Origin of the sequence: Polaromonas sp. DSP2-3-2b2 (genome assembly GCF_049895905.1) — a bacterium.
Taxonomy (GTDB): domain Bacteria; phylum Pseudomonadota; class Gammaproteobacteria; order Burkholderiales; family Burkholderiaceae_C; genus Polaromonas.
Genome location: NZ_JAFCTH010000017.1, coordinates 49,034 through 72,859 on the forward strand (window position 1 = coordinate 49,034; position 23,826 = coordinate 72,859).

The following is a 23,826-nucleotide window of genomic DNA, read 5'->3' on the forward strand; positions in this document are numbered from 1 at the left end:
TGAGTTTACGACACGGGCCGCAGCCAGAGGAGGCAGCGCTCGGCATCCAGGCCAGGAACCTTCAATTGTTCCACGTGAAACATTGCAATGTTTTTGGACAATGCCAGCAACTCATCGGATGGATGCTTGCCCTTCATCGCCATCCACACGCCCTGAGGCACCAGCGCGCCCATTGACCAGTTCGTAAAATCTGCCAGCGACGCAAACGCCCGCGAGCAGATTATGTCGAAGGGCTCGGTGATGCTTTCGACCCGCGCATGCAGTCCGGCAAGATTCGGCAACTTCAAGGCAAGCGCCGCCTGCTTGATGAAGGCCGCCTTTTTGGCGACGGTGTCCACACAGGTCACGTTAACGGCCGGACAGCAAATCGCAATCACAACGCCCGGCAGGCCCGCACCCGAGCCCACATCGAGCAAGCGGCTGCCCTGCTCCAGCCCGGCCCCCAGCAGATAGCGCTGCAAGGCGGGCACCACCGACAGGCTGTCGAGCAAATGATGCGTCATCATTTCCGCCGGATCGCGCACCGAGGTCAGGTTATAGACCTGCGTCCATTTTCCAATCATGGCTTGGTAGTTCAGCAACTGGCTGATTTGCGGCTCGCTCAATTTCAGTTGCAGCGCCGCAAGTCCTACCAGCAAAGTGGCGCGCAAATCTTTTTCCAGAGCTGCCATCAGACTTCCGCCTGCTTGATGGGCTTCAGAGGAACCGTGTTCTTCCAAAGGTTTTTCTTCAAGTGCACCAGCAACAGCGAAATGGTGGCCGGCGTGATGCCCTGGATGCGCGATGCGAGGCCGAGGGTTTCGGGCCGGTGCTTGGACAGCGTTTGCCGCGCTTCAAAACTCAATGCCGAGACCTGCAGGTAATCCAGATCGCCTGGGAGCTTGAGATTTTCGTACTGCGCGGCGCGTTCAACCTCGACCTTTTGCAGGTCGATATAGCCGGCGTATTTGGCGGTGATTTCGATCTGCTCGATCACGCTTTTTATCAAATCTGCCGGCAATGCGTCACTCGTTGATGTTTCACGTGAAACATCAACATATTCCGACGGGATTTCTGGGTTGGCATATTTTCCGCCATCAAGCGACATCAGCCCGGCGTAATTCACGTCGGGGCGGCGCAGCAGATCGGCCAGGTTGTATTCGCGCTCGATCGCCTTGCCCAGCACACGCTCGGCTTCGCTGGCGGGCAGGTTGTTCGGATTGATCCAGAGCGAACGCAGGCGCTGTGTTTCACGTGAAACAATATCGCGCTTGCGGTTGAAGGCGTCCCAGCGGGCGTCATCGACCAGACCCAGTTCGCGGCCTTTTTCGGTCAAGCGCATGTCGGCGTTGTCTTCTCGCAGCATCAGGCGAAACTCGGCGCGGCTGGTGAACATGCGGTAGGGTTCGGTCACGCCCTTGGTGATCAGGTCATCGACCAGCACACCCAGATAGGCTTCATCGCGCTTGGGCAGCCAGGCTTCCTTGCCCTGGCATTGCAGGGCGGCATTGATGCCGGCGAACATGCCTTGCGCAGCGGCTTCCTCGTAGCCGGTCGTGCCGTTGATTTGGCCGGCAAAAAACAGGCCGGCAATGGCGCGGGTTTCAAACGTCGTCTTGAGCGCGCGCGGATCAAAGTAGTCGTATTCAATCGCATAGCCGGGCCGCAGGATGTGCGCGTTTTCCATGCCCGCCATCGAACGCACCAGCGCGTACTGGATGTCGAAGGGCAGGCTGGTCGAGATGCCGTTGGGGTAGATCTCATGCGTCGTCAAGCCTTCGGGCTCCAGGAAAATCTGGTGGCTGTCCTTGCCGGCAAAGCGGTTGATCTTGTCTTCCACGCTCGGGCAGTAGCGCGGCCCGACGCCGTCGATCTTCCCGGTGAACATCGGGCTGCGGTCAAAGCCGGAGCGGATGATGTCGTGCGTGCGCTCGTTGGTATGCGTGATCCAGCAGGGCATCTGCCTCGGATGCGGGATATTGCCGCCCATGAAGCTGAACACCGGCACCGGCCCGGGCGCGCCGCCCGGCATGCCGTCGCCCGGCTGGACGCCGCACTTGCTGAAGTCGATTGAGCGGCCGTCGATGCGCGGCGGCGTGCCGGTTTTCAGCCGGCCTTGAGGTAGCTTGAGTTCCTTGAGGCGCGCACTCAGCGATACGGCAGGCGGGTCGCCGGCGCGGCCCGCCGCGTAGTTGCTCAGGCCGACATGTATCTTGCCATCCAGAAAGGTTCCGGCCGTCAGCACCACGGTGCGCGAGCGAAACTTGATACCGACCTGCGTCACCGCGCCAACCACGCGGTCGCCCTCGACCATCAGGTCATCGACCGCCTGCTGGAACAGCCACAGGTTGGGCTGGTTCTCGACCATGCGGCGAATCGCCGCCTTGTACAAGATGCGGTCGGCCTGCGCGCGGGTGGCGCGAACGGCCGGACCCTTGCTCGAATTCAGGATGCGGAACTGGATGCCGCCCTCGTCGGTGGCCAGCGCCATCGCGCCGCCCATGGCGTCAACCTCCTTGACCAGATGGCCCTTGCCAATGCCGCCAATCGACGGGTTGCAGCTCATCTGTCCCAGCGTTTCGATGTTGTGCGTGAGCAGCAGCGTCTTGCAGCCCATGCGGGCGGCGGCCAGCGCGGCCTCGGTGCCGGCATGGCCGCCGCCGACCACGATCACGTCAAATTCCTGGGGATAAACATAGGGTGAGGTCATCACGCATCTTTCAATAAAGTGGCATTCAGGCCAAGCGCCTGGGCGCCGTTGAACTGGCGGATGTCTGCGGTCACAAACAAATCCACCCCGGCCGCGAGCGCAGCGCCGACGTGCAACGCATCCATGGCGCGCATGGCGCTGGCTTCCAGCGCGCGAATCGCATTGCGCTCGACACTGGCCGACAGGGGCAGAACCTCCATGTCGGAAAAATTGCGCTCCACCTCGGCGCAGGTATCGCGGTAAGACGTTTCGCTGGCCTGGGTTTCGCGACGCACCCGGTTCAGCGCGGAATAAAGCTCGACCTTGCAATGCGGCGCAGCCACCGCCGTCGTGGCGCTGGCCACTAGCGCCAGCACGGCCTCGCGACCGCTTTCAGGCAGGTAGCGCTTGAGCAAGGCGGACGTGTCAAAAAGAATTTTCATGCCGGCTTTTTCACCATGGGGCGCTGTCACGCTCATCGAGCAAGGCCTTGACCGCCGAATAGCCAAGCGGCAACTGCAGCAAGGGTTCAAACGGGCGCTTGTAGCTGGGAATCTCAGCCGCCACGTCGGCCCGGACCGGCACCAGTTCGGCCACAGGCTTTCCATGTCGCAGGATAAGGACGGTTTCACCGCGCTCGACCCGGTCAATCATGGCGGACGCATTCGCGCGGAATTCGCTCAAAGGAATGGTATGCATTTTGTACAAGTAAAATTATTTGTACATTTTATCGGTTTCCCCTTGAAGCAGACCGCGCCGAGGCATTTCCTGGCGGGCTGTGATGAAATCAGTTTCATGACCCCCCCAAAACTCACTCCCAAGCTGCTGGTGTTTGCCGGCAGCACCCGCCTCAATTCCTTCAACCGCAAGCTTGCCGGCGTCGCCGCTACCCTGGCTCGCGCCAGCGGCGCCGAGGTCACGCACATCGAACTCGTGGACTTTGACATTCCGATGTACAACGCCGACCTGGAAGCGCGCGGTACGCCGCCCGACGTGATGAAGCTCAAGGAAATGATGCATGCACACCCGGCCTGGATCATCTGCTCGCCCGAGTACAACGGCAGCTACACCGCCTTGCTCAAAAACACCATCGACTGGGTGTCCAGCCCGGTCAAGGGCGACCCGGATTGGCACGACGGCTTCAAGTCCTTCACCGGCAAGGTGGTCGGCGTGCTCAGCGCGTCGCCCGGCGCACTGGGCGGCCTGCGCTCGCAAAGCCACCTGGTGCCGCTGCTGTTCAATTCGCAATGCTGGGTGGCGCCCAAAACTTTTGCGTTGGGCAAGGCCGGAGATGCGTTCGATGCGCACGATGAACTGGTCAGCGACAGCCACCGCAAGAGCGTGCAGGCGGTGATTGACCAAGTGCTGTTCGCCGCGCAGCGCCTGGCGGCGTGACCGGGCTGGTTTGGCCACATCTTTTTTAATAGCAGACTACGCAGACCAGGATTGCGCAAAAGCCATTTTTTGCTTTCAAATGATGAAAATCAACCGGATGCCCGGCCCGCCTTCGCCATCAATGCCATACTGATTCTTGCCGCTTCCCGTGTCAGCCGGGCGTAGCCAAAACGGTTCACACTTCAAGCGGCTTTTTTAAAACCCAGGAGATACCCATGACCCGTGAAGTTGTAGTTGTCAGCGGTGTGCGCACCGCGATTGGAACCTTTGGCGGCAGCCTGAAGGACACGCCGCCTACCGAACTGGCCGCGCTGGTGGTTCGTGAATCGCTGGCGCGTGCCGGCGTCGAGGGCAAGGACGTCGGCCATGTGGTGTTCGGCCATGTCGTCAACACCGAACCGAAAGACATGTATTTGTCGCGCGTGGCGGCCGTCAACGGCGGCTGCGCCGAAAGCACGCCAGCCTTCAACGTCAACCGCCTGTGCGGCTCCGGCCTGCAGGCCATCATCTCGGCCAGCCAGAGCATCTTGCTCGGTGATGCCGACATCGCCATCGGCGGCGGCGCTGAAAACATGAGCCGCGCACCCTACGCCAGCCTGAACATGCGCTGGGGTGCCCGCATGGGTGACACCAAGATGGTGGACATGGTCGTCGGCGCGCTGCATGACCCGTTTCACACGGTCCACATGGGCGTGACGGCCGAGAACATCGCCGCCAAATGGGGCATCACGCGTGAAGAACAGGATGCACTGGCCGTGCAAAGCCACAACCGCGCCCAGAAAGCGATCGAGGCCGGCTACTTCAAGGAGCAGATCGTTCCCGTGATGCTCAAGAGCCGCAAGGGCGAGGTGGCTTACGACACCGACGAGCATTTCCGCCCCAACTGCACGCTGGCCGACATGGCCAAGCTCAAGCCGGTGTTCATCAAGGAAAACGGCACGGTGACCGCCGGCAATGCGTCGGGCATCAACGACGCCGCTGCGGCCGTGGTGCTGATGGAATCTAGCGTGGCCAAGGCCCGTGGCCTGAAGCCGCTGGCCCGCCTGGTCGCTTATGCGCACGCTGGCGTGGACCCCAAGTTCATGGGCATAGGCCCGGTGCCCGCCACGCAGATGGCGCTGAAAAAAGCCGGCCTCACGATCAATGACCTGGATGTGATCGAGGCCAATGAAGCGTTTGCCGCCCAGGCCTGCGCCGTCAGCCGCGATCTGGGTCTGGACCCGGCCAAGGTCAACCCGAACGGCTCGGGCATTTCGCTCGGCCACCCGATTGGCGCCACCGGCGCCCTGCTGACCGTCAAGGCCGTGTACGAGCTGCAGCGAATCCAGGGCCGCTACGCGCTGGTGACGATGTGCATTGGCGGCGGCCAGGGCATTGCGGCGATCTTCGAGCGCCTGTGAGCGCCTCTAGCCTCTAGGCGTTCGCATCGACCCAGCCCCCGGCCAGCCGCCCGCTGGCCGGGGGCTTTTTTTCTAGCGTCGCGCCACGCGCTGGCCAAGGCCCCGCCCTTTCGCCATGGACTCCAGGCGCAGAACGGCTGCGCCACACATCCGAAGCGCCGTGCGCGGGCTCACGGATGGTCATCGGGCTTGATGCACATCAAACCGGCCCGGCGGGCAGTCTCCAAAATGGGCTCTCATACAAGGAGTGCGCCATGGGTCGCCCGGCCATCATTCACAAGACTCCCGCAGATCTGGCGGTGCCGCCCAACCTGGCCGACTACGCTGCCGCCTGCCGCGCGTTTTCGTGGAATGCCGCCCGGCGTGAACTGGCAGGCCTGCCCGGCGGCGGCCTGAACATCGCCTTTGAAGCCGTGGATCGCCATGCGCAGGGCGCGCGCGCCGATCATGTGGCTTTCCGCTTCCTGGGCAGCCAGGGTCAGCATGACATCCGCTACCGCGATCTTTCCCTGCTCACCAATCGCTTTGCCAACGTGCTCAAGACGCTGAGCGTTCAGCGTGGCGAACGCGTGTTCGTGCTGACCGGGCGCACTCCAGCGCTGTACACGGCGGTGCTGGGCAGCTTCAAGAACGGCTGCGTGGTGTCGCCGCTGTTTTCAGCCTTTGGCCCAGAGCCGCTGGCCACACGCCTCAAGCTCGGCGAAGGCGCGGTGCTGGTCACCACCGACGGGTTGTATGAACGCAAGGTAGCGAAGATTCGTGATCAGTTGCCCGCGCTGCGGCAGGTGCTGCTGGTCAGCGATGAAGGATTGCCGACCGCCATCCCCGGAACGCACGATCTGGCGCAACTTATGGCCGAGGCTTCAGAAGACTTTGACATCGTGGCCACGCAGCCGGAAGACCCGGTCCTGCTGCATTTCACCAGCGGCACCACCGGCACGCCCAAGGGCGCACTGCTTGTGCATGGCGCGGTGGTGACGCACTGGGCCACCGGCCGCTACGCGCTGGACCTGCACCCGGACGACATCTTCTGGTGCACGGCCGACCCGGGCTGGGTCACCGGCACGTCCTACGGAATCATCGCGCCGCTGCTGCATGGCGTGACCTCCATCATCGACGAGGCCGAGTTCGATGCCGAGCGCTGGTGGCGCATCCTGCACGAGCAGCAGGTCAGCGTCTGGTACACCGCGCCCACGGCGATCCGCATGCTCATGAAGGCGGGCGCGGAACTGGCCCGCAAATACGACTACCCGAAGCTGCGCTTTATCGCCAGCGTGGGTGAGCCGCTGAACCCCGAAGCCGTCTGGTGGGGCCAGGACGTGCTGGGTAAGCCGATTCACGACAACTGGTGGCAGACCGAAACCGGCGGCATCATGATTGCCAACCTGCCGGCGCTGGACATCAAGCCCGGCTCCATGGGCCTGCCGCTGCCGGGCGTCGAGGCCGCCATCGTGCGCCAGCGCGCCGATGGCTTGGTCGAACTGATGGATCAGCCCGATCAGGAAGGCGAACTCGCGCTCAAGCGCGGCTGGCCGTCAATGCTGCGCGGCTACCTGAACAACAAGGAGCGCTACCGCAAATGCTTCGCTGGCGACTGGTACCTGACCGGCGACCTGGCAAGACGCGACGCCGACGGTTATTACTGGTTCGTCGGCCGCAGCGACGACGTGATCAAGTCGGCCGGCCACCTGATCGGCCCGTTCGAGGTCGAAAGCGCGCTGATGGAACACCCGGCCGTGGCCGAGGCCGGCGTGATCGGCAAGCCCGACCCCATGGTCGGCGAGGTGGTCAAGGCCTTTGTCTCGCTCAGGCAAGGCTTCGAGCCGACCGAAGCGCTGCGCATGGAACTGCTGGGCCATGCGCGCAAAAAACTCGGCGCCGCCGTGGCGCCCAAGGAAATCGCCTTTTTGCCCACGCTGCCGCGCACGCGCAGCGGCAAGATCATGCGGCGCCTGCTCAAGGCGCGCGAACTGGGCCTGCCCGAAGGCGATACCTCGACGCTGGAGGCTGGCGCATGACCGGCTTGCCCGAAACCGGCCAGACCCTGTCGCTGGACTTGCTGACCGACATGCTGCGCATACGCCGCATGGAGGAAAAGTGCGCCGAGCTCTATGGCGCCGGCAAGATTCGCGGCTTCCTGCACCTCTACATCGGCGAGGAGGCCTGCGCGGCAGGCGCGCTGCGCGCCATCATGGCCGAGATGTACGGCAAGGCGGCCGGCTGCTGCCGGGGCCACGGCGGCTCCATGCACCTGTTCGACGCGGCACGGCGCTTTTATGGCGGCAATGCCATCGTCGGCGGCGGCCTGCCGCTGGCCGTAGGCTTGGCGCTGGCCGACAAGCTGCAGGGCATTGAGCGCGTGACCACCTGCTTTTTTGACGAAGGCGCGATGGCCGAAGGCGCTTTTCACGAGGCCATGAACCTGGCCGCGCTGTGGCAGTTGCCGGTGCTGTTTTGCTGCGAGAACAACCTGTACGCCATGGGCACGGCGCTGGCGCGCTCCGAATCGCAGACCGACCTGTGCGCAAAGGCGGCGAGCTACAAGGTATCCAACGTCAAGGTGGACGGCATGGATGTGCGGGCGGTTCACGAGGCCACGCGCCAGGCGCTGCTGCAGGTGCGCGCAGGCATAGGCCCTTTGTCGAATATGCCACCTACCGCTTTCGCGCCCATTCGATGTTCGATCCCGACCTGTACCGCGACAAGGCGGAAGTCGAGCAATGGAAGCAGCGCGGTCCGATTCACAGCTTCACCGCGCAGCTCAAGGCGGCGGGCGAGCTGACCGAGCAAGCCTTTCTGGCGATGGACGCAAGCGCCGAGGCCGAGGTGGCCGATGCGGTGGCCTTCGCCGAGGCGGCAGAGTTCGAGCCAACAGCCGATCTGCTCAAGGATGTTTACACCCCGCAGGAAACGTCATGAAAATCAGCTACCGCGAAGCCGTGCGCCAGGCGCTGCACGAGGCGCTGACGAACGATCCGCGCGTCTTCCTGATGGGCGAGGACGTGGGCCGTTATGGCGGCAGTTACGCCGTGTCCAAGGGTTTTTTTGATGAATTCGGACCGGAACGGATTCGCGATACGCCCTTGTCGGAGCTGGGCTTTGTCGGCGCTGGCGTCGGGGCGGCGCTGGGCGGCATGCGGCCGATTGTCGAAGTGATGACGGTCAACTTCAGCCTGTTGTCGCTCGACGCCATCGTGAACACGGCGGCCACACTGCGCCACATGTCAGGCGGGCAGTTTTCGGTGCCGCTGGTGCTGCGCATGGCCACCGGCGCAGGCCGGCAGCTGGCAGCTGGCAGCTGGCAGCTGGCAGCTGGCAGCTGGCAGCTGGCAGCTGGCAGCCCAGCATTCGCACAGCCTGGAGAACTGGTACGCCCACATTCCCGGCATCCGCGTGCTGGCGCCAGCGACCGTGGGCGACGCGCGCGGCATGCTGGGCCCGGCGCTGGCCGACCCGGACCCGGTAGTGATGTTCGAGCATGCGCAGCTCTACAGCCTGGAAGCCGAGCTGCCCGATGACTGGCCATGCGACATCACGCACGCCGCCGTGCGGCGCCTGGGCACGCAGCTCACGCTGATCACCTATGGCGGCAGCCTGCCCAAAGCCATGCAGGCGGCCAGCGAACTGGCCAGCGCAGGCATCGATGTCGAAGTGATAGACCTGCGCGTGCTGCGGCCGCTGGACACCGAGACCCTCGCCGCGTCGGTGCGCAAGACGCACCGCGCCGTCATCGTCGATGAAGGCTGGAAAACCGGCAGCCTGGCGGCCGAAATCATGGCGCGGCTCATGGAAGACTGCTTTTACGAACTCGATGCCCCGGTGGCCTGCGTGTGCAGCGAGGAAGTGCCGATTCCCTATGCCAAGCACCTCGAAGATGCCGCGCTGCCGCAGGTCGCCAAAATTATCGCCGTGGTGAAAGGAATGCTCCATGTTTGAGTTCAAGCTGCCCTCGCTCGGCGCCGACATAGACGAAGGCACGCTGCTGGAGTGGAAGGTCAAGCCCGGCGAGGCCGTGCACAAGGGCCAGGTTGTGGTCATCGTGGACACGTCCAAGGCGGCGATCGACATCGAAATCTGGCAGGACGGCACGGTGCAGGAGTTGCGGGTAGCGCCTGGCGACCACGTGCCGGTGGGCGCCGTGCTGGCCAGCTTGAGAGCGCCGGGCGAACCCGCTCCGCCCGCCGCCGTGCAGCCGCCGGCCGCACCAGCAGCGGCCCCAGCCGTCACACGCCGCCAGCGCATTTCCCCCGCTGCGCGGCACAAGGCCCAGGCGCTGGGCCTGGACCTTGGCACGCTCACGGGAAGCGGCGCAGAAGGCGTCGTCACGCTGGCCGACGTCGAACGCGCCGCGGCCTCGGCGGGCGTGCCAAAACCAGCGCAGCCGCCCTCGCCCGCAGCAGACCGCCAACTGGAAACCCGCCGCGCCATTGCCGCCGCCATGAGCCGCTCCAACCGCGAGATTCCGCACTACTACCTACTCGAAACCATTCCTATGCAGAGGGCGCAGCAATGGCTGGAGCAGGAAAACGCAGGCCGCCCCATCACCGAACGGCTGCTGATGGCGGTGCTGCAGCTCAAGGCGGTCGCGCTGGCGCTCAAAAAATACCCCGAGTTCAACGGCCTGTTCCAGGACGAGCAGTTCAAGCCCGCAGCCGCTGTCCACATCGGCGTAGCCATCTCGCTGCGCCAGGGCGGCCTGATTGCGCCAGCCCTGCACAACGTTGCGGCCAAGCCGCTGGCGCTGCTGATGCAGGAACTGGCCGACTTGGTCAGGCGATGCCGCGCCGGCTCGCTGCGCAGCTCTGAAATGACCGACGCCTGCGTGACCGTCACCAACCTGGGCGACCAGGGCGTGCAAGCGGTGATGGGCGTGATCTACCCGCCGCAGGTGGCGCTGGTGGGCTTTGGTAGCATGGCCCCGCGGCCGTGGGTGGACGCGCAAGGCAAGCTGGCCATCATGCCCACCGTCACGGCCAGCCTGGCGGCAGACCACCGGGTCTCGGACGGTCACCGCGGCGCGCTCTTTCTGGCCGAACTGCGCGAGTTGCTGCAGCAGCCCGAGGCGCTGTAAAGGCAGCGCCCGGCGCGCAAAATCTCATCGGAGGACGCCCCCATGAACGATTCTGACTTGCGCAGCACCGTGCTGGCCACGCTGCTGTCGATTGCGCCCGAGGTCGAGGTGGCGTTGCTAAAAGACAACCGGCCACTGCGCCTGCAGGTGGACCTGGACTCGATGGACTGGCTCAATTTCCTGATCGGGCTGAGCCAGCAGCTCAAGGTCGAGATTGCCGAGTCGGACTATGCCGATCTCGTCACGCTCAAGGACCTGCTGGACTATCTGCGCGCCAGGCTGTCGCAAGCATCGTCCGATGCCCCGCCTGAAAGCGCTTGAACCAGCGCAAGCCTTGGGGCTGACCGCAAAAAAATTGCGATGCATCAAGCCGGTAATGCACGCGCAAGCCTAGACTGGCAAGATGCACGCATCTGGCCGAAGTCGCCAGAGCACCCCCCAAGGAGACAAACCATGCTGCCTGCCTACATCACCCACGCCGATTGCGCCCGCCACGAAATGGGCGCCCACCATCCCGAATGCCCCGAGCGGCTGGGCGCCATCAACGACATGCTGCTGGTCAAGGGTCTGCTCGACTACATGCATCCCTACGATGCGCCGCTGGCCACGCTGGAACAACTGGCCCATGCCCATTCCTCGCGCTATGTCAGCGAACTCATGGCCGCCTCGCCAGCCGAGGGCTACCACAAGGTCGATCCCGACACCGACATGAACCCGTTCACCGTCACGGCAGCCCTGCGCGCGGCCGGCTCGGCGGTGCTGGCCACCGACCTGGTGCTGACGGGCGAGGCGCCCAGCGCCTTTTGCTGCGTGCGCCCGCCCGGCCACCATGCGCAGCGCGACGCCGCCATGGGCTTTTGCTTTTTCAACAACGTGGCCGTCGGCATCCGCCATGCGTTGACCAGGCACGGCCTGCAGCGCGTCGCGCTGATCGACTTCGACGTACACCACGGCAACGGCAGCGAAGACATCTTTCGCGGCGACGATCGCGTGCTGATGTGCTCGATCTTCGAGCAGGGCATCTACCCCTTCACCGGCGAAAACGCCACGGGGACGAACATGGTCAATGTCGGCCTGCCGTCGCGCTCGGGCAGCGACCTGTTCCGCGAAGCCGTCTCCGCCCACTGGCTGCCCGCCCTGGACGCCTTCAAGCCCGAGCTGATCTATATTTCCGCCGGCTTCGACGGCCACCGTGAAGACGACATGGGCAACCTGGGACTGGTCGAGGCCGACTACGAATGGGTCACCCGGCAGATCATGAAAGTGGCCGAACAGCACTGCCAGGGCCGGGTCATCTCCTGCCTGGAAGGCGGCTACGTCCTGAGCCCGCTGGCGCGTAGCGTGGCGGCGCATGTCAAGGTGCTGATTGGCGCCGACTGATTTCCCTTGCCGCCTCGATGCAGGCGCATCGTCGCGGCCAGGGCCGCAGCACGGCGGGGCGGGCCACGGCCCATCGAATTTAAAAATAGCAATGAAATGAAAGCCCTCTTATGGACAAGCACTACCTCACCCCGCTTTTCGCCCCCCAGTCCATCGTCGTCTTTGCCGGCGATGTCGATGACCCGGACAGCCTGACCTCGCGCGCCCGGGTGCTGCACCAGGCGCTGCGCGCCCAGAAATACACCGGCACGCTGCAGTTCCTGAACGTCAACACCACCGGCACGCTGGCCGACCTGGCACAAACCGGCGCCGACCTGGCGATCATTGCGCTGCCGCCTGGGGAAGTCGCCGCCGCGCTGGAAATTGCCGGGCGCATGACCTGCCGCTCGGCGCTGGTGATCACCAGCGGCATCAATGCCGACGGCGCCGCCGAACTCAAGAAGATCGCCCGCCGCGAAGGGGTTTTCCTGATGGGGCCCAACGGCCTGGGCCTGCAGCGCCCGCACCTCATGCTCAACGCGAGCGCCGCCGGGCCGATGGCCAGGGCGGGTTCGCTGGCGCTGGTGTCGCAGTCCGGCGCGCTGACGTCGTCCATCCTCGACTGGGCCAGCAAGAACGGCGTCGGCTTTTCATCGGTGGTGTCACTGGGGCCCAACACCTCGGTCGATATTGCCCAGGTGCTCGATTTCCTGGCCAACGACCGGCATACCCAGAGCATCGTCATCTACCTCGAAGGCATTTCCAGCGCGCGCCGTTTCATGAGCGCGCTGCGCTCGGCGGCCAACGCCAAGCCGGTGGTGGTGCTCAAGGCCGGCCGACGGCCCGCTGGCAACGAGGCCGCGCAAACCCACAGCGGCGCCATCGTCGGCAGCGACGATGTGTTCGACGCTGCCCTGCGCCGCGCCGGCGCGGTGCGTGTGCGCTCGTTTGTCGAGCTTTTTTCGGCCGCCAAGTGCCTGGCCTCGCGCTACCGCCCGGTCGGCAACCGGCTGGCCATCGTCACCAACGGCGGCGGTCCGGGCGTGCTGGCCGCCGACTGGGTCAATGAAATCCACCTGGAACTGGGCAGGCTGTCGCCGGAATCGTCCAGCGCCCTCAAGCTGCTCTTGCCCGAACTGGCGTCGCTGTCCGACCTGATCGACCTGTCCGAGGAAGCCACGCCTGAACACTACAAGGCCGCCATCGAGGCCGCCGGCAAGGACCGGCAGATCGACGGCGTGCTGGCGATCTTCTCGCCCAAGGAAGGGGTTGATGCCGCCGAAGTGGCGCGCACGCTGGCCGAGGTCAAGCGCAGCATGGGCAAGCCGCTGCTGTCGTGCTGGATGGGCGATGCGTCGGTGGTGGCGGGGCGCGGCGTTTTGAACGACGCGGCGATTCCTACCTTTCGCACGCCAGAAGCGGCGGTCGGCGCGTTTGGCAACATCGCGTCGTTCTACAAGAACCAGCAACTGCTTCAGCAAACGCCGCCGCCGCTGACCACGATGGCCAAGCCCGACATCGAAGGCGCGCGCCTGATCATCGAGAACGTGCTGGCCGAGCGCCGCAAGGTTCTGACCGAGATGGAATCAAAGACGCTGCTGTCGGCGTTTCACATTCCGGTCACGCAGACCATCCTGGCGCGCACCGCCAACGAGGCGATGATGATCGCCACGCAGCTCGGCTTTCCAGTGGCGCTGAAGATCGACTCGCCCGACATCAGCCACAAGTCCGATGTCGAAGGCGTGGCGCTGAACATCCTGAACGCCACCGGCGTGCGCGACACCTTCACCGAGATGATGCAAACCGTCGCCCGCCTCAAGCCCAATGCGCGCATCAACGGCGTGACGGTGCAGACCATGGCGCGCGCCAGGCGCGGCCGCGAAGTGTGCGTCGGCCTGGTGACCGACGACCCGTTCGGCCCGGTGATTGCCTTTGGCGCCGGCGGCACGATGATCGAGCTGATCGACGACCGGGCGATGGAATTGCCGCCGCTCAACCAGTTCCTGGCGCGCCACCTGATCGGACGCTCGCGCGTGGCCGAAACCCTGGGCGCCTGGCGCGGCGCCGCGCCGGTGAACATGAAAGCGCTGGAGCAGATCCTGCTGCGCGTCTCGGAAATGGTCTGCGAGCTGCCCCAGCTGCGCGAGATGGACATCAACCCGATCATCGTCGACGAATCCGGCGCCGTGGCGGTCGATGCCCGCATCGCGATCGACCATGCGCCGCAAGCCGTCAACGGCCGCGCCAACACCTACAGCCACCTGTCGATCCTGCCGTATCCGGCGCGCTACGAGCAGGTCTGGCCCTTGCGTGGCGGCGGCGAATACACCGTGCGCCCCATCCACCCGGACGATGCCCAGATGCTGCAGGAAATGATGTCGCACCTGTCGCAGGAAAGCCGCTATTTCCGCTTCATCTCGTCCATTGTCGAGCTGCCGCCCAGCATGCTGGCGCGCTTCACGCTGATCGACTATGACCGCGAAATGGCGCTGGTCGCCGTATTCAAGGAACGCCGCTCGGGCGCCAATGGCGAGGTGCCGGAAACCGAGCGCATCGTCGGTGTTTCACGCTACGTCACGAATCCCGACCAGTCGAGCTGCGAGTTCGCGCTGGTGGTGGCCGACGACTTCAGCGGTAAGGGCCTGGGCTCGCGGCTGATGCTCAGCATCATGGACGTGGCCCGGGAAAAGGGCTTGTCGGAAATAGAAGGCCTGGTGCTGGCGCACAACCCCGGCATGCTCAAACTCATGAAAAGCCTGGGCTACACCATCAAGTCGTTTGCCGAAGACCCGGATTTCAAGCTGGTGACGCATACGCTGTAGCCGCAACGTTTTTGCTATTTAATTTATAGCTTTTCACCCAATCAGATCGTGCGCAATACGCATGTTTGATGCTGAAAAAGTCGCTTGTCGGCTAAAACGGATGCGCGCTGGCACAGGCAGGCGTTTCAACCCCAGCACGGCATAACCCTATCACTGCCATTGGAAGTATTTGATTGATGGTTTGCTGCCCAAAATCTATAGTCGAGCAGGTAACAAATCGCAAACAAACCACAGTGAGAACTATGTCAAACGAAATGAAATGCCCTTTTTCCAGCGGCGCTCTCAAGTCCCCAGTGGCGGGTGCCAGGACAAACGCGGACTGGTGGCCCAATCATCTCAGCCTGAATATTTTGCAGCAGCATTCCGAGCGCTCAAACCCCATGGGCAAGGCGTTCAACTACGCTGAAGCGTTCAAGACGCTTGACCTGCATGCCGTGGTCCAAGACCTCCATGCGCTGATGACGGATTCCCAGGACTGGTGGCCGGCTGACTATGGTCACTACGGCCCGTTTTTCGTCCGCATGGCCTGGCACAGTGCGGGCACCTACCGCATTGCCGACGGTCGCGGTGGCTCAGGCTTTGGCACGCAGCGCTTTGCGCCGCTCAACAGCTGGCCGGACAACGTGAGCCTGGACAAGGCGCGCCGTCTGCTGTGGCCGGTCAAGCAAAAGTACGGCCGCAAAATCTCCTGGGCTGACCTGATCGTTCTGACCGGCACAGTCGCCATGGATTCGATGGGCTTGAAGACTTTCGGCTTCGCCGGTGGCCGCGAAGACGTCTGGGAGCCAGGCGAGGACATTTATTGGGGCCCTGAAGACACCTGGCTTGGCAACCAGCGCTACACCGGCGATCGCGAACTTGAGCAGCCACTGGGCGCTGTTCAGATGGGCTTGATCTATGTGAACCCGCAAGGACCGGACGGCAACCCCGACCCAGTCGCCGCAGCCCGCGATATTCGCGAAACCTTCGCCCGCATGGCGATGAATGACTATGAAACCGTGGCGCTTTGCGCTGGCGGACACACCTTTGGCAAATGCCATGGCGCGGCCTCCGAGGACTACAAAGGCCCGGAACCCGAGGGCGCCAGCATTGAAGCGCAAGGCCTTGGCTGGACCAGCAGCTTTGGCAGCGGCAAGGGTGTCGATACGATTTCCAGCGGGCTCGAAGGCGCCTGGACGGCCAGCCCCATCACATGGGACAACGGTTACTTCGACACGCTGTTCGGCTACGAGTGGGAACTGACAAAAAGCCCTGCCGGCGCGCACCAGTGGAAGCCCCAAAACGGCGCTGGCGCGGGCACCGTGCCTGACGCCCACGACCCTTCCAAACGCCATGCGCCCTTCATGGCCACGACCGACCTGTCCCTGCGGATGGACCCGGTCTACGAAAAGATTTCCCGGCATTTCCACCAGAACCCGCAAGAGTTTGCAGACGCCTATGCCAAGGCCTGGTACAAGCTGACACACCGTGACATGGGCCCGATTGCCCGCTACCTGGGTCCCTTGGTTCCAAAAGGCGAGCCGCTGTTGTGGCAAGACCCGGTGCCTCCGGTCGATCACGAACTGGTCGGGGCGGACGACGTCGCGGCACTCAAGGCAACGGTTCTTGCCTCCGGACTGTCCATCTCGCAACTGGTCTCGACGGCCTGGGCATCGGCGGCAACCTTTCGCGGCAGCGACAAGCGCGGCGGGGCCAACGGGGCGCGCATTCGCCTGGCGCCGCAAAAGGACTGGGAAGCGAACCAGCCGGCCCAGCTGGCAATGGTGCTGCAGACCCTGGAAAGCATCCAGCGGGACTTCAACGGCATGCAGTCGGGTAACAAGAGAATTTCTCTGGCTGACATGATCGTTCTGGGCGGGTGCGCAGCGGTTGAGGCCGCTGCCAAAAAGGCCGGTCACGACGTGACGGTTCCGTTCATGGCCGGGCGCACCGATGCGTCGCAGGAGCAGACCGATGTGGACTCGTTCGCCGTGCTGGAACCGTCTGCCGACGGCTTTCGCAACTTCATCAAGAAAGGTCACTCACGGCCAGCGGCTGAACTGCTGATCGACCGCGCCAACCTGATGACATTGACGGCTCCAGAGATGACGGTACTGATCGGCGGCATGCGCGCGCTCAATGCCAACGTCGGACAAGCCCGGCACGGAGTTTTCACCCAGCAAGCTGAAACGCTGACCAACGACTTTTTCGTGAACCTGCTGGACATGCGCACCCAGTGGCAAAAGTCGGCGGCTTCCGAAGACGTGCTGGAAGGGCGCGACCGGGCCTCGGGTGAAATCAAGTGGACAGGCACGGTCGTTGATCTGATCTTCGGTTCGAACTCCCAGCTCCGCGCCCTTGCGGAAGTCCATGCGTGCAGCGATTCGCAGCAGACGTTTGTGCATGACTTTGTGGCAGCCTGGACCAAGGTGATGAACCTTGACCGCTACGACCTTGCATGATCTGAAGAAGAATTTTCAGGGTCTTGCCGCGCGCAGCCGCGACCGGGCATCGGACCATCCCGAACCCGAACCCGATCGCGGCCAGCGCGACTGAACCGTTTTTTTCAGGCAGTGCTGGTTCGTTCCAGTGCTACTTGCTCATCACAACAGCTTCATGCTTTTGGCCGCATTGCGCAACTCGGCACGAAAGTCCGGATGCGCAATCGCGATCAGCGCCTCGCAGCGCTGGTGGGCGGTCTTGCCGCGCAGCTGGGCCACGCCGAACTCGGTCACCACGTAGTTGATGTCGTTCTTGCTGGTGCTGACGTGTGTGCCGGGTGATAGCACCGGCACGATGCGCGAAATCGTGTCGTGCTTGGCTGTCGAGGGCAGCACGATGAAGGCCTTGCCGCCATTGGAGCGGTTGGCAGAGCGCACGAAGTCGGTCTGGCCGCCGGTGCCGGAGTAGGGCGCAAAGCCCAGGCTTTCCGAGCCGCACTGGCCCATGAAGTCGATCTGCATCGTCGCATTGATAGCATGCAGGTTGTCGTTCTGGCCGGCCAGGTAGGGGTCGTTAGTGAAATTGACCGGGTGCATCTCGACCGACGGGTTGCGGTGCAAAAAGTCGTACAACTTTTTCGAGCCCAGCGCAAAGGTCGCCAGCATCTTGCCGGGCAAATAATTCTTCTTGCGGTTGGTGATGGCGCCGGCCTCGACCAGCGTCATGATGCCGTCGCCGATCATTTCGGTGTGCACCCCCAGGTCGTGCTTGTGCGTCAGTTGCATCACCACCGCGTCGGGGATGCCGCCATAGCCGATCTGCAGCGTGGCGCCGTCCGGGATCATGTCAGCGACGTACTTGCCGATGGCTTCCTGCACCGGACCGATCTTGGGCAGCCCGACTTCGAGCAGAGCGTCCTCGCTTTCCGTCAGCGCGGTGACCTGCGAAATGTGGATGTGGCAGTTGCCGTTGGCAAACGGCACGTTCGGATTCACTTCGAGCACGACCGCCCGCGCCTGCGCAATGGCCGCCATGGTGTAGTCGGGCGCCAGCGACAGCGAGAAAAAGCCGTGCTCGTCCATGGGCGAGGCCATGGACATCACCACATCGGCAGGCAGCAGCTTGCGGCTGAGCAGGTCGGGCAGCTCGGAGAAATTGGCCGAGATGAAATCGGTCCAGCCTTCCTGGCCGCCGGCGCGTGAAATGCCGCTGAAGAAATAGGCCGCATGCCGCACATGGCCGGTGGTGTCAGGGTCGAAGTAATCGTATTTGCGCACCGGCAGGATTTGCGAAACCTGCACGTTGCGGAATTCACGGCGCGCGCTTGAGAGCGCTGTGAGCAGGGCCGGCGGCTCGCCCACGGCCGTGGGCACCACCACCGTGTCACCGTTCATGACGACCCCGATGGCATCGGCGGCGGACATGCGTTTTTGCTGGTAAAGGGTTTGAATCGACAAGGGCAGCTCTCTGGGTTAAATGGCTTGGGGCCATGGCGCGCGTGCCATAGGGAAGCCCGGGATAAATGGACAGCCTGAGCCTGGCCGGAACCCGGATCAGCCACCGCCGCGCTGCATGTAAAGGTCAAAGCGCTTCATGAAAGTGTAGCGCTGGCGCTCGTCGAGTCCGGCAAAAGAAAAAGCTGCCAGCAGGCGCGGAATCCGGGCGCTTCCCAGCACCCGGGGCGGGGCGGGCTGCCAGGCAATGCGCAGGCTGCCCGGGCCGATGCGGACCTCTACGCTGGCACCGTCGCGCTGCCAGGCGTGCTCGCCCAGCGCAGCGGGCAGCCAGCCCAGCCACTCGGCTTCGGTGCAGCCCATGTCGCGCTCGAAATGTTCGGCGTAATGCGATTGCACGCTGTTGTCAGCCGCCGGCAATCGGCGGCCAGATGGCCAGCACGTCGCCTTCGGCCAGCGTGGTGGTCAAGCGCAGCTCCGGCTCGATGTAGCGGCCATTGACCAGCACCAGGTGCACGAGCTTGGGCGGCAGGCCGAAGGGCTCGATGATCTGGCTGATGGTGGCCTCGGGCGCCACGTCCAACTCGACGATATTGCTGCGGCGCGAACCCACCGGCAGGTAGTCGGTCAGCGTGGCGAACAGCTTGAAGGTGATGTTCATCGGCGGCGCCCGTCGCCCGCGCCGTTCCACTCGCCCTGCGCCTGGGCGCTGGCCAGGTAGGCCTGCATCAGCCGGGTCGGGTCCTGCCTGAGCTTGTCCTTCCACGGGCCGAGGTGCACCGCGCCTTCGACCAGGCCGCGCATCACGCCGACATGCTCGGTCCAGCCGACGCTGTTGCAGCCGACCAGCACATCGTCCTTGAACTGCAGGCTCAGGTGCCGGCCTTGGCCGCCGCCGGCCTGGGTGTCGGTCAGCTCAACGTGTTCGCCCTGCTCGCTGCCCGGCACGCCCTGCCAGTTGCCAAAGCTGGTCGAGATCAGGCCGAGCGTGTCGAGCACGTTGATCTGCGTCACGCCGCGCAATTCGGTGGTTTGCCCGACCATGTTGAGCGCCGCCACCCGCGCCTGCTCGGCCGCGTTCGGCTGGATGGCGCTGACAATCGTCGAGCCGCTGACCTTGTCGAAGGCCTCGGCGCAGTCGCCGGCGGCATACACGCCGGGCGCGCTGGTCTGAAGGTGCTCGTCGGTCAGCACGCCCTGCAGACAGGTGATGCCGGAGTGCTCCAGAAAGCCGATGTTGGGCCTGACGCCGGTGGCGCTGATGACCAGGTCGGCGGCCACGCTCTGCCCATTGGACAGGCGCACCGACAAAGGCGCGCCAGGCAAAATTGCCTCGACCCGCGTGCCGGTGAACACCTGAACGCCCTGGCTTTCGCACCAGTCGCGGATCATGCCGCCGGCCACGGGGCCCATCATGCGCGGCACCATGCGGTCGCCCATCTCGACCACACTGAGCTGCACGCCGCGCTGCATCAAGGCTTCCATGATGATGCAGCCGATGAAGCCGGCGCCCATCTGCAGCACGCGCGCGCCGGGCCGGGCCAGCGCCATGATTTTTCGCGCGTCTTCGAGCGTCCAGCACGGATGCACGCCGGCGCTGTCGATGCCCGGAATCGACGGGCGGGCAGGGCGCGAGCCGGTGGCGATCAAAAGCCGGTCGTAACTGAGGTTTTCGCCGCTACTGAATGCTATTTTTTTTGTAGCTATATCCACTGATGCAGCATGCGCAAACAGCTGATTTATCTTCAAATCGGCAAAATGCGACGGCGTTTTGCGAAGGTAAGTGCCCGCCTCTTCGATGTTGCCCATCAGCAAATAGGGAATCGCCATGCGCGAATACGGCGGCTCGGCTTCGTCGCCGACCAAGGTGATGGTGTCCTGCGGCGCGTGCTTGCGGATGGTTTCAGCGGCAATCACACCGGCCGGGCCGGCGCCGAGGATGACGTGGTGGGTCATGAAATCTTTCTCTGAAAATTAACAAGGGCCGAGCTGCCCGATTTCCACCTTCCCCCTTTGGGGGAAGGCCGGGATGGGGCCTCCCCGAATCCGGCCCTGGCCAAATCAATCTTGGCAGTCGGCATGTTTCAGGCAAGTTCTGAAAAGGTGAGCGGCTGGCGTTCGGCCTGCGTTGGCCCCCATCCCAACCTTCCCCCAGCGGGGGAAGGAGCAAGAAAAAGAGCGGAGAACTACAGGCTGAGCCGCTCGCGGGTTTCAGCCGTCGGCACGCCTTCGGCATCCCAGCCGCGCGCGGCATAGTATTTGGGCAGCATCTCGGCCAGCATGTTGACCTTGCCCTTGGCCGGTCCGGTCTTGGCGGCTTCCGTCAGCAGGCGTTTGGGCAGCGAATCGTCCGCCTTGGTGAAGCCGGCGGCGTTGTTGAACTCGCGCTCCATGTTCCAGATACGCTCGCCGATTTTCTCCAGCTCCTCGGTGGTGAACTGTTCCCCGCAGGCGGCCTGAATCTGCGGAGCCACATCAGCCAGGCCCCAGGCAAACGAGGTGAACACGCAGATCCCGGCCGAATCGAACGCCGCTGTCGCGTCCTGAAAGGCTTTCACCAGTTCGGGTTTGCCTTCGTGCTCCAGCGGGTCGGTCTTGACCGGAATGCCCAGCACTTCCGACGCAATGGTGTAGCCGCGCAAATGGCAGCCGCCCCGGTTGGACGTGGCATAGGCCAGACCGATGCCCTGGATGGCGCGGCCGTCATAGGCAGGAAACTCCTGGCCCTTGGACGACATCGACAAATCGGGGTGGCCGTATTGGGCTGTCAGGCGTTTGGAGCCCTGGCCGATTTCCTTGCCGAATCCCCGGCCGTGGATGGTTTCCTCGGCCAGAAAGGCCAGCGCAGCGGCCGAGCCGAACGGCGCCTCGATGCCAAGCTGCTCCTTGCTCAGCACGCCCATCTCGTACAGCTCCATCACCGCGCCCAGCGTGGCGCCAAAGCTGATCGGGTCGATGCCTTCCTCGTTGCACAGCATGGTGACGTATTGCAGCGTTTCCAGGTCCTTCACGCCGTTGGCCGCGCCCAGCGCCCAGGCGGCTTCGTATTCGAGCCCGCCCGATGCGCCCCAGTACTGCGGTTTGTTGGCCACGGTGAAATGGCCCTTGTCCATCTTGCTGATGCGCCCGCAGGCAATCGTGCAGCCGAAGCAGGCCTGGTTGGTCAGCAGTTGCGCCTTGCCGTCGGTCTCGCGCGGCGTGGCCATGGCTTCGGCCGAGATGTCCTTGGCGTTTTCGAACTGCACATCCTGGTGGTTGCGCGTCGGCAGTCCGCCGATCTCGTTGATGACGTTCATCAGCACCTGCGTGCCGAAGGTCGGCAAGCCCTGGCCGGTCACGGCGTTGTCATGCAGGATTTTTTTCTTCTCGTAGGTCACCTTCATGAAGGCTTTCGGGTCGCGCACATTGCCCACGCCCTTGGTGCCGCGCACCGCAATGGCTTTCAAGTTCTTGCTGCCCATCACCGTGCCCACGCCCGAGCGGCCGGCGGCGCGGTGCAGGTCGTTGACGACGGCGGCATACAGCACACCGTTTTCACCAGCCTTGCCGATGCACGACACGCGGATCAGCGGGTCCTGCAGGCTTTTCTTGATCAGCGGCTCGGTTTCCCAGACGCTCTTGCCCCAGAGGTGGGTGGCGTCGCGCAGTTCGGCCGTGTCGTCGTTGATGTAGAGATACACCGGCGTCGGCGATTTGCCTTCAAAAATCACCATGTCCCAGCCAGCCATCTTGAGCTCGGCGCCCCAGTAGCCGCCCGAATTGGAGCAGGCGATGGCGCCGGTCAGCGGCCCCTTGGTGATGACGGTGTAACGCCCGCCGGTCGAGGCCATGGTGCCCGTGAGCGGCCCGGTCGCCCAGATGATCTTGTTGTCGGGCGACAGCGGATCGACTTTCGGATCGACTTCGGACACCAGGTATTTGCTGCCGAGTCCGCGCGAGCCCAGGTAGCTGTGCGCCCAGTCCATGTTCAGCGGTTCGGCGGCGACGGTGCCGGCGGTGAGGTTGACGCGGAGAATTTTTCCAGCCCATGACATGTTCGTTGCTCCTTAAATGGCTGAAGGCTGGTTGCCCAGCTTGTCGGCCCATTGCGCCATCCTGCCCAGGCCGGTCCAGTTGGCGTCGATGAAGGTGATGGCGGCCGTCGGGCAGGCTTCGGCGCAGGCCGGCTCGCCGCCGCACAGGTCGCACTTTTGCACCTTGCCGGTCTCCGCAACGTAGTTGATGGTGCCGAACGGGCAGGCGATGGTGCAGACCTTGCAGCCGACGCAGGTCGATTCGTTGACCACCTTGGCGCCCGTGGCGCGGTCCACCACGATGGCCTCGACCGGGCAGGCATGCAGGCACCAGGCTTCGTCGCACTGGGTGCAGGTGTAGGGCACCTTCTTGCCGGTGTCGTGGAAGTCGAACACCTTGATGCGCGACTTGGCGGGGGCGAAAACGCCGTAGTTCTCAAACGAACACGCCATCTCGCACTGCAGGCAGCCAGTGCATTTTTCAGGGTTGATGTGCAACACCTTTTGCATGAAGAAAACTCCTTGGGTAATGGCACCCCAAAGATGCCTTGCCTATGAATCGAACTGCATAGACATTGTTGGGTTCAACCGGTCTGGCGGCCCTTCGTATTAACCCGGATAACGGGCTTGTTTTTACCTTCGCGGTCGTGTGAAATCCGGCGGACTTGCGGCAGCACCGGTAACCGGAAGTAATGCTGCACGGACACGCGCATCCAAGTCCAGACCTTGCGGGTAGTACCGAGGTGGCGTGCTGAAACGCCACCGGCTGAACAAGCCAGTGATCGTCTTTCATGCGCAAGGGAGCAAGCATTGCGAGCGCGAGCCCGGCTGCGGCTTATAGTTGCCTCACCTCGCGTTTGCGGCCCTGCTTTTCAATGGGTCGGGCGCGGGTTGTTTTTATCAGGAGTTTTTTTATGTTTCCCGAGTACCGCGACCTCATCACCCAACTCAAAACCAACGACGCCCATTTCACCCGGCTGTTTGAAGAGCACAACGCCGTGGACCAGCAGATCAAGAACATGGAGTCGCGCATCGAACCAGGAACTTCCGACGAGATCGAAGTCCTGAAGAAAGAAAAACTGCAGCTCAAGGACCAGCTTTACGTCATCCTGAAAAAGGCTGAAACCGAAAGCTGAGAACCTTCAGGCCATCCCATTACACACAAGTCACCCATCGTTGAACTGTCGGGCATAACGGGCACCCTCGACAAAGACGGCAATCTC

General features: G+C 63.6%; 20 protein-coding genes and 3 pseudogenes. 13 read left to right on the plus strand and 10 right to left on the minus strand.

Annotated features, from left to right (window positions below; genetic code table 11):
- Window positions 1–5: 5 nt before the first annotated feature.
- The 4 genes from rsmG to ACP7AD_RS14010 are packed head-to-tail and all read right to left on the minus strand — an operon-like array spanning window position 6 to window position 3,367.
- Window positions 6–671, minus strand: coding sequence for a 16S rRNA (guanine(527)-N(7))-methyltransferase RsmG (rsmG, locus tag ACP7AD_RS13995; RefSeq protein ID WP_426148349.1), 666 nt, complete (start codon window positions 669–671; stop codon window positions 6–8).
- Complete coding sequence (gene mnmG, locus ACP7AD_RS14000; RefSeq protein WP_426148350.1) at window positions 671–2,689, minus strand: tRNA uridine-5-carboxymethylaminomethyl(34) synthesis enzyme MnmG; 2,019 nt, start codon at window positions 2,687–2,689, stop codon at window positions 671–673. The genes rsmG and mnmG overlap by 1 nt, the downstream gene beginning before the upstream one ends.
- Entirely contained in the window at window positions 2,689–3,111 is a 423-nt protein-coding gene (locus tag ACP7AD_RS14005; RefSeq protein ID WP_426148352.1) for a type II toxin-antitoxin system VapC family toxin, read from the minus strand. Before ACP7AD_RS14005 ends, mnmG begins: the two co-directional genes overlap by 1 nt.
- Before the next feature lie 10 nt (window positions 3,112–3,121).
- Window positions 3,122–3,367 carry a type II toxin-antitoxin system Phd/YefM family antitoxin gene (locus ACP7AD_RS14010; RefSeq protein ID WP_426148353.1) on the minus strand — a complete coding sequence of 82 codons (246 nt, stop codon included), beginning with the start codon at window positions 3,365–3,367 and terminating at the stop codon, window positions 3,122–3,124.
- Between the two features lie 96 nt (window positions 3,368–3,463).
- On the opposite strand from ACP7AD_RS14010, the gene ACP7AD_RS14015 reads away from it, so the two are divergent.
- The 12 genes and pseudogenes from ACP7AD_RS14015 (at window position 3,464) to katG (ending at window position 17,156) form a co-directional block, all read left to right on the plus strand.
- Window positions 3,464–4,063: an NADPH-dependent FMN reductase gene (locus ACP7AD_RS14015; RefSeq protein ID WP_426148354.1), complete on the plus strand. Its 600-nt coding sequence runs from the start codon at window positions 3,464–3,466 to the stop codon at window positions 4,061–4,063.
- A gap of 215 nt (window positions 4,064–4,278) precedes the next feature.
- Entirely contained in the window at window positions 4,279–5,463 is a 1,185-nt protein-coding gene (gene bktB, locus ACP7AD_RS14020) for a beta-ketothiolase BktB (RefSeq protein ID WP_426148356.1), read from the plus strand.
- A 254-nt stretch (window positions 5,464–5,717) separates the two neighbouring features.
- Window positions 5,718–7,481, plus strand: a complete 1,764-nt coding sequence (gene acsA / locus ACP7AD_RS14025; RefSeq protein ID WP_426148357.1) for an acetate--CoA ligase — start codon at window positions 5,718–5,720, stop codon at window positions 7,479–7,481.
- A 182-nt stretch (window positions 7,482–7,663) separates the two neighbouring features.
- Window positions 7,664–8,382, plus strand: a pseudogene (locus ACP7AD_RS14030) (thiamine pyrophosphate-dependent enzyme).
- Window positions 8,379–8,684: pseudogene (locus ACP7AD_RS14035) on the plus strand (alpha-ketoacid dehydrogenase subunit beta); the annotation flags it as partial. The pseudogenes ACP7AD_RS14030 and ACP7AD_RS14035, both read left to right, overlap by 4 nt.
- Before the next feature lie 166 nt (window positions 8,685–8,850).
- Window positions 8,851–8,895, plus strand: a pseudogene (locus ACP7AD_RS14040) (hypothetical protein); the annotation flags it as partial.
- A gap of 36 nt (window positions 8,896–8,931) precedes the next feature.
- On the plus strand, window positions 8,932–9,399 hold the full coding sequence (locus ACP7AD_RS14045; RefSeq protein ID WP_426148358.1) for a transketolase C-terminal domain-containing protein: 468 nt from the start codon (window positions 8,932–8,934) through the stop codon (window positions 9,397–9,399).
- Window positions 9,392–10,534, plus strand: a complete 1,143-nt coding sequence (locus ACP7AD_RS14050; RefSeq protein WP_426148359.1) for a dihydrolipoamide acetyltransferase family protein — start codon at window positions 9,392–9,394, stop codon at window positions 10,532–10,534. Before ACP7AD_RS14045 ends, ACP7AD_RS14050 begins: the two co-directional genes overlap by 8 nt.
- A 42-nt stretch (window positions 10,535–10,576) precedes the next feature.
- Window positions 10,577–10,855, plus strand: a complete 279-nt coding sequence (locus ACP7AD_RS14055; protein ID WP_426148360.1) for an acyl carrier protein — start codon at window positions 10,577–10,579, stop codon at window positions 10,853–10,855.
- Between the two features lie 132 nt (window positions 10,856–10,987).
- Window positions 10,988–11,914: a histone deacetylase family protein gene (locus ACP7AD_RS14060; protein WP_426148361.1), complete on the plus strand. Its 927-nt coding sequence runs from the start codon at window positions 10,988–10,990 to the stop codon at window positions 11,912–11,914.
- 110 nt (window positions 11,915–12,024) lie between these two features.
- Window positions 12,025–14,715 carry a GNAT family N-acetyltransferase gene (locus ACP7AD_RS14065; RefSeq protein WP_426148362.1) on the plus strand — a complete coding sequence of 897 codons (2,691 nt, stop codon included), beginning with the start codon at window positions 12,025–12,027 and terminating at the stop codon, window positions 14,713–14,715.
- Between the two features lie 242 nt (window positions 14,716–14,957).
- Window positions 14,958–17,156, plus strand: coding sequence for a catalase/peroxidase HPI (gene katG / locus ACP7AD_RS14070; RefSeq protein ID WP_426148363.1), 2,199 nt, complete (start codon window positions 14,958–14,960; stop codon window positions 17,154–17,156).
- Window positions 17,157–17,297: 141 nt separating this feature from the next.
- On the opposite strand, the gene ACP7AD_RS14075 is transcribed toward katG, so the two are convergent.
- The 6 genes from ACP7AD_RS14075 to ACP7AD_RS14100 form a co-directional block, all read right to left on the minus strand.
- Window positions 17,298–18,593, minus strand: coding sequence for an acetyl-CoA hydrolase/transferase family protein (locus tag ACP7AD_RS14075; protein ID WP_426148364.1), 1,296 nt, complete (start codon window positions 18,591–18,593; stop codon window positions 17,298–17,300).
- A gap of 96 nt (window positions 18,594–18,689) precedes the next feature.
- Window positions 18,690–18,989 (minus strand): hypothetical protein, encoded by a 300-nt coding sequence (locus tag ACP7AD_RS14080; RefSeq protein WP_426148365.1) that lies wholly within the window; start codon window positions 18,987–18,989, stop codon window positions 18,690–18,692.
- A gap of 7 nt (window positions 18,990–18,996) precedes the next feature.
- Entirely contained in the window at window positions 18,997–19,251 is a 255-nt protein-coding gene (locus ACP7AD_RS14085) for a MoaD/ThiS family protein (protein ID WP_426148366.1), read from the minus strand.
- Window positions 19,248–20,546 carry an NAD(P)/FAD-dependent oxidoreductase gene (locus tag ACP7AD_RS14090; protein WP_426148367.1) on the minus strand — a complete coding sequence of 433 codons (1,299 nt, stop codon included), beginning with the start codon at window positions 20,544–20,546 and terminating at the stop codon, window positions 19,248–19,250. Before ACP7AD_RS14090 ends, ACP7AD_RS14085 begins: the two co-directional genes overlap by 4 nt.
- A gap of 230 nt (window positions 20,547–20,776) precedes the next feature.
- Window positions 20,777–22,624: an aldehyde ferredoxin oxidoreductase family protein gene (locus tag ACP7AD_RS14095; RefSeq protein ID WP_426148368.1), complete on the minus strand. Its 1,848-nt coding sequence runs from the start codon at window positions 22,622–22,624 to the stop codon at window positions 20,777–20,779.
- 12 nt (window positions 22,625–22,636) lie between these two features.
- On the minus strand, window positions 22,637–23,113 hold the full coding sequence (locus ACP7AD_RS14100) for a 4Fe-4S dicluster domain-containing protein (protein WP_426148369.1): 477 nt from the start codon (window positions 23,111–23,113) through the stop codon (window positions 22,637–22,639).
- A gap of 404 nt (window positions 23,114–23,517) precedes the next feature.
- On the opposite strand from ACP7AD_RS14100, the gene ACP7AD_RS14105 reads away from it, so the two are divergent.
- Window positions 23,518–23,739 carry a YdcH family protein gene (locus tag ACP7AD_RS14105; RefSeq protein WP_426148370.1) on the plus strand — a complete coding sequence of 74 codons (222 nt, stop codon included), beginning with the start codon at window positions 23,518–23,520 and terminating at the stop codon, window positions 23,737–23,739.
- Window positions 23,740–23,826 lie beyond the last annotated feature (87 nt).

Coding starts and splice junctions, on each gene's coding strand:
- rsmG (WP_426148349.1), bottom strand. CDS start 671: ATGGCAGCTCTGGAAAAAGATTTGCGCGCCACTTTGCTGGTAGGACTT.
- mnmG (WP_426148350.1), bottom strand. CDS start 2,689: ATGACCTCACCCTATGTTTATCCCCAGGAATTTGACGTGATCGTGGTC.
- ACP7AD_RS14005 (WP_426148352.1), bottom strand. CDS start 3,111: ATGAAAATTCTTTTTGACACGTCCGCCTTGCTCAAGCGCTACCTGCCT.
- ACP7AD_RS14010 (WP_426148353.1), bottom strand. CDS start 3,367: ATGCATACCATTCCTTTGAGCGAATTCCGCGCGAATGCGTCCGCCATG.
- ACP7AD_RS14015 (WP_426148354.1), top strand. CDS start 3,464: ATGACCCCCCCAAAACTCACTCCCAAGCTGCTGGTGTTTGCCGGCAGC.
- bktB (WP_426148356.1), top strand. CDS start 4,279: ATGACCCGTGAAGTTGTAGTTGTCAGCGGTGTGCGCACCGCGATTGGA.
- acsA (WP_426148357.1), top strand. CDS start 5,718: ATGGGTCGCCCGGCCATCATTCACAAGACTCCCGCAGATCTGGCGGTG.
- ACP7AD_RS14045 (WP_426148358.1), top strand. CDS start 8,932: ATGTTCGAGCATGCGCAGCTCTACAGCCTGGAAGCCGAGCTGCCCGAT.
- ACP7AD_RS14050 (WP_426148359.1), top strand. CDS start 9,392: ATGTTTGAGTTCAAGCTGCCCTCGCTCGGCGCCGACATAGACGAAGGC.
- ACP7AD_RS14055 (WP_426148360.1), top strand. CDS start 10,577: ATGAACGATTCTGACTTGCGCAGCACCGTGCTGGCCACGCTGCTGTCG.
- ACP7AD_RS14060 (WP_426148361.1), top strand. CDS start 10,988: ATGCTGCCTGCCTACATCACCCACGCCGATTGCGCCCGCCACGAAATG.
- ACP7AD_RS14065 (WP_426148362.1), top strand. CDS start 12,025: ATGGACAAGCACTACCTCACCCCGCTTTTCGCCCCCCAGTCCATCGTC.
- katG (WP_426148363.1), top strand. CDS start 14,958: ATGTCAAACGAAATGAAATGCCCTTTTTCCAGCGGCGCTCTCAAGTCC.
- ACP7AD_RS14085 (WP_426148366.1), bottom strand. CDS start 19,251: ATGAACATCACCTTCAAGCTGTTCGCCACGCTGACCGACTACCTGCCG.
- ACP7AD_RS14090 (WP_426148367.1), bottom strand. CDS start 20,546: ATGACCCACCACGTCATCCTCGGCGCCGGCCCGGCCGGTGTGATTGCC.
- ACP7AD_RS14095 (WP_426148368.1), bottom strand. CDS start 22,624: ATGTCATGGGCTGGAAAAATTCTCCGCGTCAACCTCACCGCCGGCACC.
- ACP7AD_RS14100 (WP_426148369.1), bottom strand. CDS start 23,113: ATGCAAAAGGTGTTGCACATCAACCCTGAAAAATGCACTGGCTGCCTG.
- ACP7AD_RS14105 (WP_426148370.1), top strand. CDS start 23,518: ATGTTTCCCGAGTACCGCGACCTCATCACCCAACTCAAAACCAACGAC.